11 protein-coding genes and 1 pseudogene are annotated in these 18,589 nt (G+C 56.9%); 9 read left to right on the forward strand and 3 right to left on the reverse strand.

Features of this window, described 5'->3' with window-relative positions:
- The 3 genes and pseudogenes from Q1A00_RS02085 to Q1A00_RS02095 form a co-directional block, all read right to left on the reverse strand.
- Positions 1–749, reverse strand: a pseudogene (locus Q1A00_RS02085) (hypothetical protein); the annotation flags it as partial.
- Between the two features lie 906 nt (positions 750–1,655).
- Complete coding sequence (locus Q1A00_RS02090) at positions 1,656–5,519, reverse strand: SBBP repeat-containing protein (RefSeq protein ID WP_299755008.1); 3,864 nt, start codon at positions 5,517–5,519, stop codon at positions 1,656–1,658.
- Positions 5,520–5,553: 34 nt separating this feature from the next.
- Positions 5,554–8,313, reverse strand: a complete 2,760-nt coding sequence (locus Q1A00_RS02095) for a clostripain-related cysteine peptidase (protein ID WP_299755011.1) — start codon at positions 8,311–8,313, stop codon at positions 5,554–5,556.
- Between the two features lie 107 nt (positions 8,314–8,420).
- Here Q1A00_RS02095 and Q1A00_RS02100 point away from each other — a divergent pair, with 107 nt between their 5' ends.
- The 9 genes from Q1A00_RS02100 to Q1A00_RS02140 form a co-directional block, all read left to right on the forward strand.
- Positions 8,421–9,923 carry an RNA polymerase subunit sigma-70 gene (locus Q1A00_RS02100; RefSeq protein ID WP_299755014.1) on the forward strand — a complete coding sequence of 501 codons (1,503 nt, stop codon included), beginning with the start codon at positions 8,421–8,423 and terminating at the stop codon, positions 9,921–9,923.
- A gap of 132 nt (positions 9,924–10,055) precedes the next feature.
- The gene (locus tag Q1A00_RS02105; protein WP_299755017.1) at positions 10,056–12,854 is read left to right on the forward strand and encodes a CHAT domain-containing protein; all 2,799 of its coding nucleotides are present in this window, start codon (positions 10,056–10,058) and stop codon (positions 12,852–12,854) included.
- 143 nt (positions 12,855–12,997) lie between these two features.
- Positions 12,998–14,611, forward strand: a complete 1,614-nt coding sequence (locus Q1A00_RS02110; protein WP_298406192.1) for a PAS domain S-box protein — start codon at positions 12,998–13,000, stop codon at positions 14,609–14,611.
- Between the two features lie 300 nt (positions 14,612–14,911).
- The gene (selD, locus tag Q1A00_RS02115; protein ID WP_299755021.1) at positions 14,912–15,952 is read left to right on the forward strand and encodes a selenide, water dikinase SelD; all 1,041 of its coding nucleotides are present in this window, start codon (positions 14,912–14,914) and stop codon (positions 15,950–15,952) included.
- Positions 15,953–16,449: 497 nt separating this feature from the next.
- Positions 16,450–16,824 (forward strand): response regulator, encoded by a 375-nt coding sequence (locus Q1A00_RS02120; RefSeq protein WP_298490250.1) that lies wholly within the window; start codon positions 16,450–16,452, stop codon positions 16,822–16,824.
- Between the two features lie 34 nt (positions 16,825–16,858).
- A complete protein-coding gene (locus Q1A00_RS02125; RefSeq protein ID WP_298490252.1) occupies positions 16,859–17,065 on the forward strand; it encodes a hypothetical protein in 207 nt (68 codons plus the stop codon).
- Between the two features lie 10 nt (positions 17,066–17,075).
- Positions 17,076–17,222: a CHASE3 domain-containing protein gene (locus Q1A00_RS02130; RefSeq protein ID WP_298490254.1), complete on the forward strand. Its 147-nt coding sequence runs from the start codon at positions 17,076–17,078 to the stop codon at positions 17,220–17,222.
- A 12-nt stretch (positions 17,223–17,234) separates the two neighbouring features.
- Positions 17,235–17,738 (forward strand): HAMP domain-containing protein, encoded by a 504-nt coding sequence (locus Q1A00_RS02135; RefSeq protein WP_298490256.1) that lies wholly within the window; start codon positions 17,235–17,237, stop codon positions 17,736–17,738.
- Positions 17,739–18,589, forward strand: an 851-nt coding sequence (locus Q1A00_RS02140) for a methyl-accepting chemotaxis protein (RefSeq protein WP_299755026.1), incomplete at its 3' end; no start/stop codon positions are given.

The raw sequence follows: 18,589 nt of genomic DNA on the forward strand, positions 1-18,589 counted from the left end.
CCGATCATGCCGATGTAAGTGTATCGAGCAACCGCGCTTCCATTCGCAACAGCAATCCCAGAGAGATGGTAATAGTTGGTGCTAAAGCCGCCGTGATCAATTCGGACGTAATCAGACTGTTGGCCGCACGGCAAGTAGGCAACCCCTTCGCGTGCTGCTCGCACCCGACCGCCATTGACGGCGAAATCGAGTGCAGCGCGAATACCACTGTGTCTGTGTGGGCCGCCAGTAAGTAACCACGTTTCACCAATCGCCCACGGTAGATTCAGCCACATCGAGCCGTCACCGCTCAATTGGGCCGTCGTCGGCATCGTTGCCCATTGTTCTGGCGTTAAGAGGTTTCGCGGAATGCGAGTGAGGGCTGCGGTAAACTCAGTGGAATGTTCTAGGGCGACGTTCCATCCGCTAGCCTGTTGTTCGGCCAAGAAGAGGAGAATGCTCGGAACGGGTTCATCGTCCGTCTCAGTGGTCAATTCCGGTTGCGGAATGAGGGCGGTGGAGCCGAACACCCACGCTTTGACCTGATTGATTGGCGAGACGATGATATGTGTTGAGGCTGCCGTTGGATGTTGAGTAATGATCGCCGTCTTCACCGCTTGCTCAAGCGCCGGGTCGAGGGTAGGCGAAGCAATGGCTGGTGTGGTTAGAGTCGCAAAGGGTATTTGGACTACGCTAATGCTCAGAACCAACCAAACGACCAATCCGAAAGACAACCGGCGAAGAGCTGGCTTTGTTTTGCTTGTCTGCATGATGTGCCTCCTAGTTGTGGGTGTCAGACCAGACCAAATCTCTCTTGCCAGCGGATGATGACCGTATAGCGCTTGCTGAGCACGTGGCGGGGACGCAGCAGTTACGAGTGTTTGTAGGATGTTCTAGTACGGATTGTAGTGAGGGTGGGGGCGGTGGGCTATATACCAATTTTGTGATACTGTGCGGGTATGTCGGGTAGGTAATGAGATGTGCAACCGATACCGCATATTTGTACCTCGCAGAACTCAACAGTGTGGTGTTTCTGCAAAAAGAAATGCAGCAATCGGTCACAATTCGGCAGGGTGCTGGTGCGATCAGTGCTGCTTGTAGGCACTGGCTTGCGTTCGTTTTAGTGCGCCCCACAGATGGTGCAGCTTGCAGACGCGCCTCTTCCGGTGGAAGGGAGAGCGATTGGTCAGCGAAGGAGGCCTGTACCTGATATGCAGGCTTGTCAACTCGCCCACCAAGGGGCTATGCGTTTTAGAGCGGAACCAGAGGCCATAATCCATGTGGAGTCGCGTAAAACGTTGCTCGCGTACCACCAGTGGACGGTAGGCAATCACGCGGTAGTGCGTTGTAGCGGTGGGGTGACGTGTGGGTACAGCGATGCAAATAGACGCAGCACGATGCGCTGAGCGCGGCTAGCACTCGCCGTCGGCATCAGCGCGTGGTCAGAATGGACAATCTGGGTCTGTCGCAGCATGGGTTCAACCAGACGCTCTGGATGGTGAGCAACCGCAGTGAGATGCTATTCGGCCTTAACAGCCGCCTGCCAGCCGTAGTCCTGTGTGAGCGCCACTGACAGGTGGCGGCCGTCATGCTGTTTCGATTTGTCGTAGGTAGACACGGCTTGCCAGCCCATCGCAATCGCGTCCGTACCGCGACGGGCCGGCAGACCGTCGTCTCTACCGCACGACTAACGGCACGTGGGTTTGCCAGTGTCGACCGTTGCCCACGATAACCGTTGTGTGCGCCGTCACATCTAGCAATTCGTTAATCGGCTGCGGTGGCGGAATGGTGACTGTCTTGCCCGGCGGCACAATGATGCTCCCGCTGTCATACACCTCCACTGCTGCGCCGTTCGGATTGCTAAAGCGCACGTCAAGCGTGTACGTCCCTGCCACTGGCGGTGTCACCTGTCCGATGTAGATGCCGTCGTGCGCCTGCCAATCCGGCCCGCTGCCGTCATCGTGCAGGGTGAACGTCCACTCCTGCCCATTGGCGGCCCGCAGCACGCCCACCGTCGTCGCGCCGGCTACTGGATACGCACGACGTAGTACAGCCGCTGTCACCAGCGGGGAGCCTGCCGATGCCGTATCACCGTTGAGTACGGTCACGCTGGCGGTCATGGTTGCTGATGTGCTCGCCAAGTTAGCAGTTGCTGTCTCCCAGCGCATGGTCAAACGGCTACGCGCCGTGTGTCCACTGACCAGATCAATCGGTGCCGCCTGCCCGCTCGCCGGGGCGACGGTGGCTAGCTCGGGGTGATAGGGTCGCGGTGGATAGCGTCCGGCTACCTGTAGATCGGCCCACAGTGGGCGCGCTAACGTCTCCCAACTGCTAGCCTGATGCATCCGGTACTGCGCCGTCTGCGTGCGGCGGTTCAGCACCGTCGAGGCATTCAGCCACACCGGCCCCTCGATGCGGGCCTGCCACGGTGCTTGTGGGTTCATCAGGGTGTGGATCACTGCTTCGTCGGTGCTACATGCGCGGTCGGGTTGGTTAGGCGGGCAGGGAGCGTTGAGCGGGCCTTCGTCGTATAACCCATAGTAAGCGTGTCCCCAATTGTGGGCGAGGATGTAGCCGGCTACTGCGGGGTCGGCCAGCAGATTGGCGTCGCTGTCGTCGATGGTGTCGCACATCACGATGGCCGCGCCGGGGATAAGCGCGCTGCCGACGTTGGCCTGCGGTAGGCAGCGCGCTAGCCAGCGGATGTGGGCGTCGGTGCGTCGAGCGCCGTTGGTATAGAACTGCACGGTGCGCACTTTGTGAGCACCGTTGGTGAACTCGAAGACGGCATCGGCGAAAGAGCGGAAGATGTCTTCGTAAATGGCACGTTGCGCCGAAGTAGGATTGCCGTCAAACGAAACGATGAGGTCAATCGGTTTGGCTGGGTCGGGCTGGAAGGCGCGAAAGGCAATGCCGGTGAAATTGCCGTTGACTTGCACGCGCCGTGACGGCGGATCGAAGGCATAGCCGGCTTTAGTCGGGGTGAGAGTATAAGCGCCGGCGGCAAGACCGGCGAGGGTAAAAGCGCCGGTGCTATCGGTGGTGGTGCTGTGGGTGCCGGTAGAGATGGTGACGCCGACGACAGGCGTACCGGCGTCATCGAGCACTCGCCCGCTGATGGCGAAGCCAAAGATGGCAATGAAATCCATCCCGCCAAGGTTGCCGTTGACCGTCACCGTGTGCGTGGGCGGGGTAAAGGTATAGCCATCGCGAGAAGGGGTGAGGGTGTATGACCCTGCCGGCACGTCGGTCAGGGTGTAATTGCCGTTGGCGTCGGTGAGAGCAGAGCGCGTGCCGTTGCTGACCGTCACGTTGGTGACGGGGGCACCGGTAGGGGTGGTAATGCGCCCGCTGATGGTGTAGGTATCTGCCAGCGCCAATTTGACTACGAAGGCGTCGTTGTAACCGTTGTGCGTCATATCAAACACTCCCGGCGTGGTTGGGAAGTTTCCAGAGTCAGTCCACCCTGTCACATAGCCATTACCACTTTCGTCCACCGCGATAGCTCTCCCTGTGTCCCAATCGTTCCCGCCGAGGAAGGTGGCGTAGACTAGCTCCCTCCCGCTTGGGTTAAGTTTGACAACGAAGGCATCGTAGTCACCGCCGTTGAAGATCGTACTGACCGCTCTCGATGTGGTTGGGAAGTCAACGGAGGAAGTCTCGCCTGTTACGTAGGCATTGCCGCTTCCGTCTACTGCAATGCTGTAGCCACGGTCAATAGTACTTCCGCCAAGGAAGGTGGCGTAGACCAACCCCGTCCCGCTGGGGTTCAGCTTCGCGACAAAGGCATCGTAGTCGCCGCCGTTGAAAGTCGTATCATAGGCCCCTGCCGTAGTTGGAAAGTCAGTAGAGGTCGTCCAGCCCGTTACATAAGCATGTCCGCTTCCGTCTACTGCGATGCCCCTAATCGAGTCAGAAGCACTCCCTCCAAGAAAGGTGGCGTAGACCAACCCCGTCCCATTCGGGTTCAGTTTCGTCACGAAGACATCGCCACCACCGTTGTACGTCCTATCATACGCCCCAGCGGTGGTAGGGAAATCGGTTGATCTAGTCCAGCCGGTCACGTAAGCAGCGCCGCTCCCGTCTAGCGCGATGTCGTAGCCTACATCCCAACCGCTTCCGCCGAGGAAGGTGGCGTAAAGCAGTTCCGTTCCGCTCGAGCTAAGCTTCGCCACGAAGGCGTCACCGTAGTAATCGCCATTATAGGTTGTATCATACGCTCCCGCAGTAGTCGGGAAGTCAGCCGATTCAGTTTTGCCTATCATGAAGACATTGCCGCTCCCGTCTAGGGCAATGTCGTAGAGATAGTCATCTCTACTTCCGCCGAGGAAGGTAGCGTAAAGCAGAATTGTCCCGCTGGGGTTCAGCTTGGCAAGAAAGGCATCACCGCCAGCACCGCTGTTATAGGTTTTATCATACGCTCTCGGTGTGACGGGGAAATCGGCAGACTGAGTATAACCTGCCACGTAGGCGTTCCCGCTTTCGTCTACCGCAATGCCTTCGCCCGAGTCCCACTGACTTCCGCCGAGGAAGGTAGCGTAGAGCAGTGCCGTCCCACTAGAAGTCAGCTTCGCAACGAAGACGTTGTAATTACTGCCGTTGAAGGTTGGATCATACGCACCCGGCGTAGTTGGGAAGTCAACGGAGAAGGTATCGCCCGTTACATAGGTGTTACCGCTCCCGTCTACCGCAATACCGGTACCATTGTCATCATCAATCCCGCCGAGGAAAGTGGCGAAGAGTAGGTCAGAAGCGCCGGCAGGTGTGGCAGTAGCCGGCTGTGCAGACTCGTCAGCAAAGGGGGCGGTAATGTCAAACCGTGCCGTGTCTAACCGTTCGATGCGCGGTGATCGCCCCTCTGCGCCGGTTGCTGTCAGCAGCGGTAGCGTGAACTCACCGACTGCCGTTGCTAATCGAATGGCCGTCGGGTTGGTTGGTGCCACTGCCGCCGGTTTAACCCCGCTCGCCATCAGCGGTTCGGCCCCCTCGACTCGCAGGCGCACCTGCGCCAGTGTGGTTGCCGGACACGGTGTGTTGGCGCAGATCAGTCGCCACGTCCACCGTCCACTGGCACCGCTGATTTCGAGATCCATTCCCGGGTAGAGGTTGCGATAATGAATCCCGGCGTAAACCGGGACGTTGGTTCGCCATAGGGTTGGATCGTTGCCGATAAAGTAGTTGATCGATGTTGGTAGCCGTCCAAACGGCTCGATCCGGGAGGGTAGGTTAGCGCTAAGGAATGAGATCTTCACTGCCGCTGCCTTCGGCACGTCGGGCGCCGCCGGCGTTGAGCGGGTCAACGTTACCCAGATGCCGTCGTCGGCCAGCCAAATCGTGCGGTCGCTGCCATGCACGAGAAAGTGGACACGCGAGTCGAATTGGCCTGTGTTTGCGATGAAGTGCAAGGACGGTGATACAGCAACCGCTGGCGTTCCGGCGACAGTATTGATGGTAGATATTGTTGCCGTGGGCGTGCTGCTGAACGGCGCGAGCAAAAGCATGATGCTTGCCAACGCTGTAATGAACGTCGTGGGGCGCATTGTTGGTCTCCTCTCTCGCGACGGGCGCTGGCTTTCAGCGTAAGATGAGCGGTGTGTAGACTCGATGCACTGGTAGTTCTAGTAACGTGCTAGGCCCCATGATCGGCCGGTCGTCGGTGTGAGGCGGTTGATTCGGCGACAAGGGATCGAGGCCACGCAGGAATTGCGCCCATTTCGTTCCTCGCGTAAACGTAAATAGCCGGTCATTGACGTAGCTGTTCAGCAACGGCGAAGCAGCAAAGGGATAGACAATCGAAACGCCGTTGGTGTGCTCAAGGCGCACCTCGCTCTCGGCGGGCGACCCATAACGGTTCGTGATGATCAAGTCGTTTAGCTCGCTCAATAGTATGTTCGCCCGTTCGGTCACGTGTTGATTGAGTTGGGCATCGCGCAATCGCGTAGCCCAGTCTTTCAGATCGACGTATGGTTCGGTTGGTTCGTTGAGCAGATTATCATCATCACCATCAAATGTTTGGCTGAGACTGCGAATGTCTTGCAAGGCTGGATGCGTGCGATCGTTGTACAGGCCGATCAGCGTTTCGGCCAGCAGATCAAGCGCCTCGCGTGTCCTGCTAGTTCTGCTGAGATCGAGCGCCGATGCAGTATGCGGTCGCTGGGTATGAAATCCGGCGTAGCGCGCAACAATCTGCGCTGACGCTGCGCGCGGCTCAACGCTGTTGTTCAGAATCTGAGCATATTCGTCATACCGAAAGCTGCTCCAGCCGAGGTATTGGTACGCGATCAGGTAGGTAACTTGATCGCGTAGGTCGTAGGCTAATTCGAGGGTGTTCATCGAACAGGCATCAAGGTGGAGAATCGTGATCGGGGCAAAGCCGTCACCCGGACGCAGTGCTTGGCGTAGTTCAGCCAGTGAGAGATAGGCACTATCATTGGCGAAGCCATCATCGGCCAGATCACTAGTGTAGTCCCACCCAATGCCTGTGACCCCTTGCCCGTGGTTGGCAATGGCCACGTAGTAATAGGTTGCTGGGAAGCGGCTCTGACCCTCTAATAGGAACTGGCGCAATGTATTTGGATCATCCATCGCTCGTTCGCCGCGATTCTCAACCGTCATCCCTCTTCCCGGTTCAAACGTGAACAAACGGGTATCGTTGTTGGCAGGGCCATCAAGCAGCGCGACAACACGCACGTTGCCATTGCGCAGGGTGCTCCTGCTGAATAAGTCTGCTAACTGGTTGAGCGCGAATTCCATGCTCTGATACGTCCTATCGACATAATCTCCAGCGAGATACAAGAGCATCGTCCACGTTTTCACGTGCGATGCAATATATTGATAGATCGGCGGTGACCACTCGCCTTCACTATCGCGCACTCGAAACGAGATTCGATGAGTGCCGGCGGGCAAGTTGTTTACTGTGAGCGTTGGAGTTGTGCCAAGCACCTGATTATCATTTAACCGCCACTCGAAGTAGGTAATCGTTGGTGTCTCATCACTATCGGCCCCGCTGCCGACTAGGGTGAGCGATTGTCCACTATCGAGGAATGTACCGGACATCCAGACAAGCGTGGCAATTGGTCGGGTATAGGTCATTGGCCGGTAGACACGAATGCGGCGTTCGGTCTGGTGGACGGTGTAAATGTCACTAGTGGTGGCCACGTCCCATACGCTCGCCGCCTCGCTGCCGAGCGGAAACCACGCTTCAAGTACCCAGTTGCTCAAGCGACCGACCATGATCGCGGCGTTGCTCGTAGCATTGACGAACAGGCGATTACCGGCGCGGAGCTTAAATGCATTGAACGTGCCGTTGGCGGGCAGTCCGTCGATCGGCAGCACAAACGATGCTTGGTAAACACCGGTTGGCGAGAACTTCTGTACTTTTTTGGTGGCGAAGTCGGCAACGTATATGTTGCCTTGTTCGTCAATTTCGACATCGCCGGGCAATTGGAACTGACCGTACCCGCTGCCTTCACCGCCCCAACTGAGCACGAGGTTGCCACTCGCCGATACCGTCAGGACGCGGCGCAAACTGCGATCAACGATGGCAAGGCTTCCATCCGGCGCTGCTGCTAGTGCGACCGGCATAACTAACTCGCTGGCGAAGCCGCTCAACCGACCTTGTTGCACGCCGTCGGTGGTAAAGAGGAACACCTGCTTACTGCCGGCATCAAGCACATATACCGTCGTGCCGTTCATTGCCAGATCAATCGGTTCGGTCAGTTCAGAGGGCAATGCCCATGCGCGTCGGAGTGTGCCATCTGGGTCGAGTTGAACAATCGTTGCCGCAGGTTGGGACGTGCGTCCGGCGATGATGACATTGCCGTTCGGCATAACGGCAAGCGCAGTCACTGTTGTGACTGCGCTGGGAATGGCGAAATCACGTTGGCGAACGTAATCGATTGCATAGTTGCGTGGCAGAACGATGTCTACCTGTTGGCTACCATCAAAGACGGTGTGAAAAACCGTTGTCTCACGGCCTTGGTAACGCACGGTTATCCTGATCGTCTGATTACGTGTACTTGCCGGCAGCAGTATTTCGTATGTGGGTTCGTCAAAGGCATTAGTCCGGGTACTTGTGCGTGCGATCTGGTCGCCATTTTCATTACGAATAATCACTTCAGCGCCTACTACCGGTTCGCCATCGAGGTAGACCTTCCCATTGATACAACACGGCGAGTCGGGTTGGCCGGGCGGCGACACCCGGATACAGCCGCGTGGTAAAGGTGCAATCAAGTCATCATCGTTAACCGGTGCAGGTGGAACGGCAAACACTGGCGGGGCGAGCAGGAGAATGAGCGAGAGGATAGAAGCGAATATGAGGAGTGAAGAGCGCATCAGAATTCTCCCTCACAATGCTGTATATACCTGTTCAACCGGTCAAGAAAATATGCTATAACAAGAGCATACGATACTGCAACAATAATTCCTTACCCGGAGCTTGTATGTCGTCCGATCATCGCCTGCTCGACGATCTCGTCACCTGTTGTCAAACCGAGCGAACTGCCTTTCGTCAAACCGGTGAACAACGCTCGCCGTGCTGTATGGAACTCTTTCGGCGGGCCTTTGCCGGCGATCAAGATGCGTGGACGGAGGTCGTCCGAATCTTTAACCGGATGCTGTACCAATGGGTCGGGCGAGTAAACTACAGACTCGACAATGACGAGTTGCAAACGGCCATCGATGAGGCATGGGTTGGTTTGCATAAAGGTGGTACAAAACATGCTTCCCTTACCGCGACTGATAATTTAGCGCCGTTGCTCGAATACCTAAAGACATGCGTTGAGCGAGCCGTATTGCAGATGAGGCGTAAAAAAGATCGGTGGTCTCGCTACAAGTTGCTTGATACGGAACGGCACATTGCTTATAGCCTGCCTGTTGATACAGTACGTGTCTCCGAAATTCTCGCTTATATAGAACGTGTCTTTACTGCAAAGGATTGTCTTTTATTCGAGCTAGTGTTCTTTCAGGGGTACAAACCGTTTGAGGTTGTCGAATCTCATCCCGATCTATTCCCAGATCAACAATCGGTCTACCAAGCGCTCCAAACCCTCCGCCGCCGCTTGCGGCACGATCCGGTTTTCCGTGAACTGGTTGGTCTCGATTCAAGAGATGATGATCAAAGCAGTGATTCGGCAGCATCGGGTGGCAAACCTGACCAAACGCCTGCTTCTCGGCGACGCCGAAAAGCGGACGACTCGGCATTTCTTGAAATGCGGATCGATGATGGTAACGAAGGAGAGGAGCGTATGGATGAGTCGTGCGATCTCGCTGAAGAGACATTGCTGGATTATGTAGAAGGGTTATTGCCAGAGGCTCAGCGCGCATTGGTCGAAGCCAATCCGACGTGTGTTGTACGTGCACGCCAACTAGCTGCCGAAATCGCCCTAATCGAAGCACGCCTCTACCGCCTCACCTGTCCCGATGTAGATACATTGCTCGATTATCATCACCACCAGCTCGATAGCACTACGGCGCTAGTCGTCCATCAACATGTGAATCGGTGCCGCCTGTGTCGCGAGGAATTAGCGTTGTTGCAGCAAATGGAAGAGGTTCCTTTTGAGGAACCAGTGCCGGCGCATCCTATCCGGCGCTTGGTACAAGCCGTTTTGGCGCCGTCGTTAAAGTTAAAACTTCGCGGTGATGCGATGGTCTATATGACCGAGGCAGAGCTGATTACCTTGAGTGTCACTCGCAAAGTGGCTGTTGCACCACGTTGGACACTCGTTGGCGAGGTGAGTTTAACGGATGGGATGCCTGTTCCGCAGCCAATTGAGCAAGTGATAGCCGCTTGTGCCAATGCGCCGGCAGTCGTCGGTGAGGTTGAAGACGATGGTTCATTTACGGTGCGTGATCTGCCGGCTGGGTCGTATCGGTTAACTATCGTGATGCCTGATAAAGAGATTGTGATTGATCCGATCCAGCTCGGTGAGGCGACAACGAGTTAAGAAGTTGATACATTGACCTTGAGGATTGAGCGGTTGTGCTGCTACGGATAGAGGTCGGCGATTGTGGCGAATGCAACGAGATCAGCCCAGTTCGTCGTATCAATGCTGTTTCATTGACGTGCAAAGGTTGTCATGATGTGTTTCGATGTGGTGGACGCCTTGCTTGCACTCGCCGATGACGAGTGGGAAGGATGGCTTGCTCAGCACCAATCGAGCCTTACGCTTGATGTCGTAGCAGCATTAAAACGTCGTAGCGACGAGTTGATAAAAACCGATACCCCCCAAGCCGAGCGTATCACGCGCGCTGCATATGCTGTGGCGCAACGGCTGGTCGATGAGCCGTTTGCGATGCCGTTGGCGCACTGGGCGCGCGGTAATTGGGCTGCATACGTCGATCCCGAACAGGCAGTACGTTGTTATCGGGCAGCATTACCGATTTACGAACAAAAAGGCGACCATCTTGCTATTGGCCGGCTGCATAGCAACCTGCTCGGGGTCTATGCGACCCTTGGCCAATTTCGCGCCGCTGATCGTTCGTATGAGCAAGCCAAATCTTACCTTGATTGGGTTGGCGACGATGCGATCAGCTACCGACTTGACCTCGATCTCAACTATGGTTTCTTGCTCTTGGAACAAGGACGCTATAAGGAGGCATTGGCTGTTAACGAAGGCGTTATAGCCCTTGCATCGCGGTATGACACAGCAGCGATGATAGAAGCGCGCACTGAGGCGCGGATTAATCAGGCCTTCATCTTTGCCTGTACGGGTCGCATCCGCGAAAGCGAAACCATTCTGCTTGATAGCCGGCAAACGTTGCAGGCAATGACTCCGCCGCCCATGTTGACGTTAGCCCGAATCGATCTGAATCTGGGTGTCTACTACAGTGCCGTGGGGCGGTTGGCAGAGGCGTTCGCTGCCTTCAAGCGGGCATTGGCCGGCTTTCAGACGGTGGCGATGGATTACGCCGCTACCCTCCTGTACGAAGCAGACTTGCTGGCGCAGCTCGGCGCTCTGCGTGCCGCCCGCCGTGCCTACGATGAAGCTCGCTGGGTGTTTGGCGAAGCAGGGTTGCAGCAGTATGCTGCGCGGGCGTCATTGGCCGGTGCGAATGTTCGGCGTGATCTTGATCCGTCAGATACCCAGATTGATACGATGTTGGCGCACGCGCTCGATCAGTTTAGTGCGCTCAATCTTTCTCTCGAAGCGGCTGACACTCGTCTAGAGTTGGCCCGGCTGGCGCTGCTTCGGAACCAACCTGATAGAGCAAGGGAATGGCTGGTTGCCGATCTGCCGCCTGACGCTTCGCCTGAGTTGCTCGTGAAGCGCCTTTGGTTAGAGGGGCGTTTAGCGGCAGCACAAGGTCATCGCGAGACCGCCATTGTCAAGTGGCAGCAGGCGCTGGCCCAAAGTCGTGTTGCTGACTTGATCTGGTGGCAACGCACCATCCACGCTGAACTCGGTCGTGTGCTGGAACGAGACGCGATTGAAGCAGCGGCGGAGCATCTCGCAACTGCAGCGCAGATCGATGATGCGCTGCGCGCCGAGCTAAGCGTCGAGGAGCTGATTGCCGATTTCCAAGATCGGCGCAACGATGTCTTGCCAGTTTTTGCCCGCTTGGCTGCTCGCCAAGGTTGGCATGAACACGCCCTGCGCGCTATGTGGCGGGCCAAGGGCAGCGCCATCGCCGAACTAATGGCGCGTCGCACTGGTCAAGGGGTGCCATTTGATGCGCCTGCAACTGATGACCTCTACCAGCGGATCGTCACGTTACGTTGGGAAGCAGCATACTACAGGTACCATGGCAATGAGGCCAAAGCCGACGAACTGCGCAGCGTCTTAGTCCAGTTGGAGGCGCAGCGCTACCGGCTGCGTCTGCATGCAATGGCACCCACCAGCGGTGCCATGACTAGCGCCGCAGTCGAGCCATCAGCTATTGCTGCCCGCATGGATGCTGACCTCTTGATTGAGTACCTCCGTTGCGACGATGATCTGTTAGCCTGTTGTCTCGATCGGGACGGACGTGTGACGACAACGTGGCTCGGTTCGGTTGTAGCAGTCAGTGATACATTGCAAAAGTTGGTGACGCGCAATCTCAAAGTTTTGTCGTTGCCGTCGAGACAGCATGCCGCTCTGATCTCAACTACCCTCCCTGTCTTGCGCCAACTTTACGATCTGCTCATTGCGCCGCTGCCACTGCCGCCAGCCGGCACGCTGCTCATTGCGCCATGCGCACCGCTGCATTATGTGCCGTTTGCTGCGCTGTGGGATGGCGATCACTATCTCGGCGAACGCTACCTGATCGAGCAGATTCCGAGCGGTGTGCTCTTGAACATACCGGTGCCCGCCGGTGAACCCGGCCCACCGTTGGCAATCGGTGCTTCTGCCGAAGGTGAACTCGATGCAGTAGCCCAAGAGATTGCGGCGGTGAAAGAGGCGTTGCCGGATGCGCGAATCTCGGTTGATGATCCGGCAGCAGCGGATATGCTTCGTACTCTGACGCAGGCGCCGCGTATCCTCCACCTGAGCGCGCACACCGAATTGGGTGCGGAAGCGACCATCTTTGCCGGGTTGCAACTCGCTGGCCGGATGTTCACGATTGCCGATTGCTACAACCTTAACCTTGCCGGTACCGAACTCGTCGTCTTAAGCGGCTGCACGACGGCGCACGGGATTGAAAGCGGCGGCGCGTTACTAGCGTTGCAATCGGCGTTGCTGATCGCGGGTGCGCGCCGAATCATGGTCAGCCTATGGCCGATTAACGATGCCGCCACCGCCACCCTGATGCGCCGCTTCTATCAGGCGCTCAGTGCTGACCAATCGCCGCCGGAGGCGTTGCGCACGGCTCAACAAGCGCTGCGTGCCGATCCGGCCTTTGCGCACCCGGCGCTGTGGGCGGCGTTTGCGGTGGTACGGCGGGGCATAGTCTGCTAACGTTTCACCCTGATTGTTAAAAAATCGTTAATAGCCCTGATTGACGATCCCTTGCTTCTCATCTACCATATTGAGCGTGTGCTGGGCAAAGGCTGCCTCGACAGAAGATCTTGACCATTCTCATCAATCGCCGGAGATCGTCCATGCTTGCCTATTCTTCATCCGCCTCGGGCCAACCCGCGGATATCGCTCGTCTGCAACGTGTCCAAGCTGCGCTGGATGGCGCAGCACTGCTTGTCACCGAAACCGATATGCATGGTGTGATCACGTATGCGAACGCGGCGGCTCATCGCTACTTTGGCTATTCATCCGAAGAATGTATTGGCAAGACGGTGTTGGAACTGACCTGTCCCGCTGACCGCGAACGTTTGCAGCAGCAGGTACGTGAGTGGGTGCAGCAAGGTCTGCGCACGGCTGCGATTGAGAATCGCATTGTGCATCGCAACGGCACGCTCTTCACGTTTCTGTGGTCGGTGACGATTCACTACGATGAGCAAGGCCATCCGACTCATTTTACGTCCATCGGCCATGATATTTCCCAGCAGGAGCGGTTGCGCCAAGAATTGCATGAAAAGCGTGAAATGCTCTATACCGTGATTGACAATCTGCCGGTGGGCGTGTTTTGGAAGGATAAAGAGTCGCGATTTCTTGGTTGTAACCGGCGGGTATTGGATGATGCCGGTCTGACGAGTTTCAAACAGATTATTGGCAAGACTGATTTCGATCTGCCGTGGCATAAGAAAGCGCCGATCTACCAGCATAGCGACCGCGCGATTATGAATACTGGCCCCAAACTGGATATTGAAGAGACCTTGACGCGCGGTGATGGTTCGGTGATCTGGCTGCGCACGGCGAAGTTGCCCTTGCGGCGCAACGGTGAAATAATAGGTGTGCTTGGTTTCTACGAGGACATTACTGAATTGCGCCATCAAGAAGAAGGCTTGCGCACCTTCCGCTTGTTAGTTGAAAATGCGCCTGATGGGATTGGCATTACCGATCCTGATCTGATCATTACCTACGCCAATCCGGCGTTTGCGGCGATGCTCGGCTACGAGACTTTGACCGGCAAAGTGTGGCTCGATCTCGTCCACCCTGACGATCGCCCCCGTCTCGAGGCGGCTATGCGCCAGCCACAGCGGGCCGGTATTGCCCGCATCACTCTACGCTACCTCCACCGTGATGGGACGATTATCATGGTTCAGTGCTCGGTGCCAGTACTGCGTAACCGCAATGGCCGCATTGTTGGCTATGCGTCGATTAATCGAGATATTACCGAGCAATTGCGCGCCGAAGAGGAGCGGCAGCGGCTGGCGCTCCAAGAGCAGGTGATCCAAGCCCAACAAGCGATTTTGCGCGAGTTGAGCACGCCGTTGCTGCCGATTGCCACCGGTGTAGTGGCGATGCCGTTGATTGGGACGATTGACTCGACCCGTGCCCAGCAGGTGATGGAGACCTTGTTGGAAGGCATTAACCGTTATCGGGCGACTGTGGCGATCATTGATATTACCGGTGTAAAGGTGGTGGATACCCAAGTTGCCGGCGCGCTGATCCGCGCGGCGCAGGCCGCCGGTCTGCTCGGTGCGCAGGTGGTGCTGACCGGTATTAGTCCCGAAATTGCCCAGACCCTTGTCCATATCGGGGTAGAGTTTTACGATCTCGTGGCCAAAACCACCTTGCAAGAGGGGATTGATTTCGCGCTGAGCCGCCGGTATGCGCCGCAGTACGTGAATGGCCGACGGATGCAGCTCAAGTGGTGATCCGCTAGGCAAATCTTTCCTATAGAGTGCGGTAGTGTAACGGCCGCATCTCTATCTCTGCCCGGCGTTGCGTTCTCCTCTCCTGCAACGCGGGAGAAGAACTGAGGGAGAGAGCTAGCAACCCGCGCAGCGGGCTTCGTAACCCTAGCCCGGCCCTACAGGGCCGGGTTCCAGATCAAAAGTTCTGTCAGCCCTTGAACGTGCCAGTGGTTTGCGGTGATAACCTCCCCATCCAATTTGCGTCTTCGCACCTTTGCGTTTACCATGGAATCATCGGCTCGATCATAAGGAATAAGCGCAATGACCGACGAACGCGAACGCATCCGCCTGACTAATCTGGCTGCCTGCGCTGGCTGAGCGGCGAAGCTAGGGCCGGGAGCCCTTGCGTCGGTGCTGGCTGCGCTCCGCGTGCCAGCCAATCCGCATGTGCTGATTGGTTTGGCCGAAAGCGACGACGCGGCAGTCTACCAATTGCATAGCGACATAGCACTGGTGCAGACAGTCGATTTCTTTCCGCCGATTGTTGATGATCCCTACACCTACGGCGCTATCGCTGCTGCCAACGCGCTCAGTGATGTCTACGCGATGGGCGGACGCCCTATTATTGCCCTCGCCATCGCTGCTTTCCCCGATGACCTTGATCAGGCGGTGACGGCGGCGATCTTGCAGGGTGGCATCGATAAGGCGGCGGAAGCCGGCGCCGTGGTCGTTGGCGGTCATACCGTCACCGACCGCGAACCGAAGTACGGTTTGTGCGTCACCGGTTTGGTTGATCCACGCCGGATCATTGCTAAAGCCGGTGCGCAACCGGGTGACCGGCTGTTGCTCAGCAAGCCGCTCGGCACTGGTCTGATTACTACTGCTGCCAAGCGCAATGCGGCGGCGGCGGCAGACCTTGCCGCGGCTACCGCTTCGATGTTGACCCTCAACCGCCAGATCGCCGAGCTGATGCTGCAAGTTGAGGTGCATGCCGCGACCGATGTTACTGGCTACGGCCTGCTTGGCCATGCCGCCGAGATTGCTCGCCAGAGCAAGGTTGGTCTTCGTATCAACGCTGCCGCAGTGCCGGCCTTGCCTGGCGCGCTGCGCTATGCGGAGGCTGGCATGGTTCCCGGCGGCTTGCGCCGTAACCTTGATTTTGCCGCTGCCTTTACCACTTTTTCCCCTAACGTCTCTCCCTCCCAACAGCTTCTCCTTGCCGACCCGCAAACCTCTGGCGGTTTGCTGATCGCTGCTCCCCCCGCTGCTGCTGCTACCCTGCAAGCCCTGTGTGCCGCCGCCGGCCAACCGCTCTGGGAGATCGGCGAGGTGGTTTCCGGCACCGGTGTTGCTGTGCATTAACTACACGTTTTTGGATTCATCCGCGCTCTTGCTCACCGAAGAGTTACCGAAATTTGGCAATCTGTGTCAAATAGATGGTTTTTGTTGCGATTTTGTTGTGAAAATTCAATTTTTTCATTGCTGCAAAGATCGTTTTTCGTAACATCCTCGTTGCAAAGTGGTGGTACTATTTGCTTGATAAAGTGATATGGTTTGTTGAATCGTTACAATCCTCGTTCGTCGTTTGTGTTCTAACATAGTGAATAACAGAGAGGTTCCCATCCGCGCCGGCTATGTTGCCGGCAAGATGGTTGGTTATCGGCAACGAGGCCGTGTATGGATGAGCGACATCTTCCCACACCTTTCCGGTTATGCGCTGTCGCTAGTCTGCGACGATATCGCGTCCGGTCACGTAGAGCAGCGAAACTGTCCATAACACCCCTTCGCTTAGCAGCCACTGGCACTCTCGTGCGACCGCAATGGCCGTGCGTGAGACGCTATGGGTTGAGGAGCGTTCTATGACGACGCCTGATATTCTCCTCATCGAAGACAGCCCTAGCCAAGCCTTGCAGTTCCGGTTGATGCTGGAACAGGCTGGTTATCGGGTGGAAGTAGCCGTTACCAGCTTGGAAGGCTGGCGGGCGGCAAGTGTGCTGAAGCCACGTATGATCTTGCTCGATATCGATCTGCCGGGGTTAGACGGCTTTCAGGTGCTAAGCCGGCTCAAACGCGATCGCGCTACACGGCATATCCCGGTGGTGATGCTGACCCACCGCGAACATGTGAGCAGCGTACAGCGAGCGATCGATCTCGGCGCCAATGATTATCTGTTCAAAGATGATGCAGTAAGCGCGTTGTTGCCGGTGGTTGAGCAAGTAATAGCGTTAGCTTAACGCGCTCGGGTGTAGAAAATATAAGGAGCCGGTTATGACCTTCCTCAATTTAATCAGTTTGCGCAACAAAATCCTCCTCATTGTCGGTTTGGGATTGCTCAGTATGGTCATGGTTGCTATTGCCTCCTATCAGGCAATGGTCAGCGCTGCCCAACGTGAAGAAGAGTTACGCGGATCGTATACGGTGATTGAGTATACGCGCCAGATGGAGGCTAGTCTGCACATGATGGAATTCGGGTGAGCGCGGGTTTTTGATCACTGGCGATCCCACGTTTCTATCCAAATATGAAGAAGGTCAGCAACGATATAGTCAACTGTTGAATGCGCTGAGGGAGCTTGTTCCGTTACAAACGTCAGAATATGGCTTGATTGAAGCGATTAATACCGAATTGATCTAGTGGCAGACTGAAGTGATTCAACCTTTGATTAATCTGCGTTATGCCGTCAATCGTGGCGAGGCATCGCTGAATCAAATTGTGGATATTGTCGCGACTCGCATGGGTTACAATCGCTTTGCCCGTATCGGCGAATTAATGAACCAGTTGGTTGATGCTGAATATCAATTGCTCAATGAAGTCGTTATCGCTTCGGAAGACGCGCGCAATACGTTGCAAACGGTGCTGATTGGCGGTCCTATTGTCGCTATTCTCTTTGGGGTCTTGCTGACAGTTGTGATTGCCAACAGCATTGATCGGCGGCTTGGTCTCGTCACGTCTGCGGCGACTGAGATGGCCAATGGCAAGATTCACGAGCAGTACCGGTTGCCCGACGGCCAAGACGAGGTGGGCCGGCTAGCACAGGCGTTTAGCCAGATGGCCGCGACCATCCGCCAGCAGTTAGAGGAGCAGCGCCGGGTGAATGAAGAGCTGCGCGCGGCCAATGCCACCAAGGTGGCGAAGGAGTACCTCGAATAAGTGGTGCGCGATTATAGCATCTTCGCCACCGAAGTCGCCCGCGGTAATCTGAGCGTGAAGCTGCCGGTGAATGGGGCCACTGATGACCTGACCGTGCTCGATCACCAGCTGAATGCGATGGTCGAGGGGTTGCGGGCGATTGCCGGCCAAGTTCAGCACGCCAACGCCGATATCGCCACGGCTGCCGCCGAGATTTTGGCCGCCACCACCCAGCAGGCGTCGTCAGCCGCTGAGCAGTCGGCGGCGCTGACCCAAACTGCGACCACGATCGATGAGGTGAAGGCGATTTCGGTCCAGACGGCCAAGCAGGCGGCGCAGGTGGCGAGTGACAGCCAGAATGCGCTGGAGATTGCCCGCCAAGGGGCGGAGGCGGTGGAAGCCACGATGAGCGGGATGAACCAGATCCGCAGCCGGGTGGAGACGATCGCGCAGACGATATTGGGGCTAGCGGAGCAGACGCAGGCGATCGGGGTGATAATGACAACCGTTAGTGAGTTGTCTGACCAGAGCAATTTATTGGCGCTGAACGCGGCGATTGAAGCGGCGCGGGCGGGCGAGCAAGGGAAGAGCTTTGCGGTGGTGGCGCAGCACGTGCGGGAATTGGCGGAGCGGTCGAAGGCGGCGGCACAGCAGGTGCGCGACATCTTGGCCGAGATCCAGAAGGCGACGAATGCGGCGGTGATGGTGACGGAAGAGGGTGCGAAGGGGGTGGAGCAAGGGGTGAAGCTGGCGGCACAGGCTGGGCAGCTCATTCACCGGATTGCGCGTGAGGTGGAGAGCGGGGCGCAGGCGAATATCCAGATGGCGGCGGCGGCGCAGCAGCAGATGGTGGGGATGGAGCAGATCGGGCA

The organism is uncultured Chloroflexus sp., assembly GCF_938091255.1.
In the GTDB taxonomy this organism is placed as follows: domain Bacteria; phylum Chloroflexota; class Chloroflexia; order Chloroflexales; family Chloroflexaceae; genus Chloroflexus.

Excerpts from the sequence above, each read along its gene's own strand:
- Q1A00_RS02090 (WP_299755008.1), bottom strand. The coding sequence starts at position 5,519 with ATGCGCCCCACGACGTTCATTACAGCGTTGGCAAGCATCATGCTTTTG.
- Q1A00_RS02095 (WP_299755011.1), bottom strand. The coding sequence starts at position 8,313 with ATGCGCTCTTCACTCCTCATATTCGCTTCTATCCTCTCGCTCATTCTC.
- Q1A00_RS02100 (WP_299755014.1), top strand. The coding sequence starts at position 8,421 with ATGTCGTCCGATCATCGCCTGCTCGACGATCTCGTCACCTGTTGTCAA.
- Q1A00_RS02105 (WP_299755017.1), top strand. The coding sequence starts at position 10,056 with ATGATGTGTTTCGATGTGGTGGACGCCTTGCTTGCACTCGCCGATGAC.
- Q1A00_RS02110 (WP_298406192.1), top strand. The coding sequence starts at position 12,998 with ATGCTTGCCTATTCTTCATCCGCCTCGGGCCAACCCGCGGATATCGCT.
- Q1A00_RS02120 (WP_298490250.1), top strand. The coding sequence starts at position 16,450 with ATGACGACGCCTGATATTCTCCTCATCGAAGACAGCCCTAGCCAAGCC.
- Q1A00_RS02125 (WP_298490252.1), top strand. The coding sequence starts at position 16,859 with ATGACCTTCCTCAATTTAATCAGTTTGCGCAACAAAATCCTCCTCATT.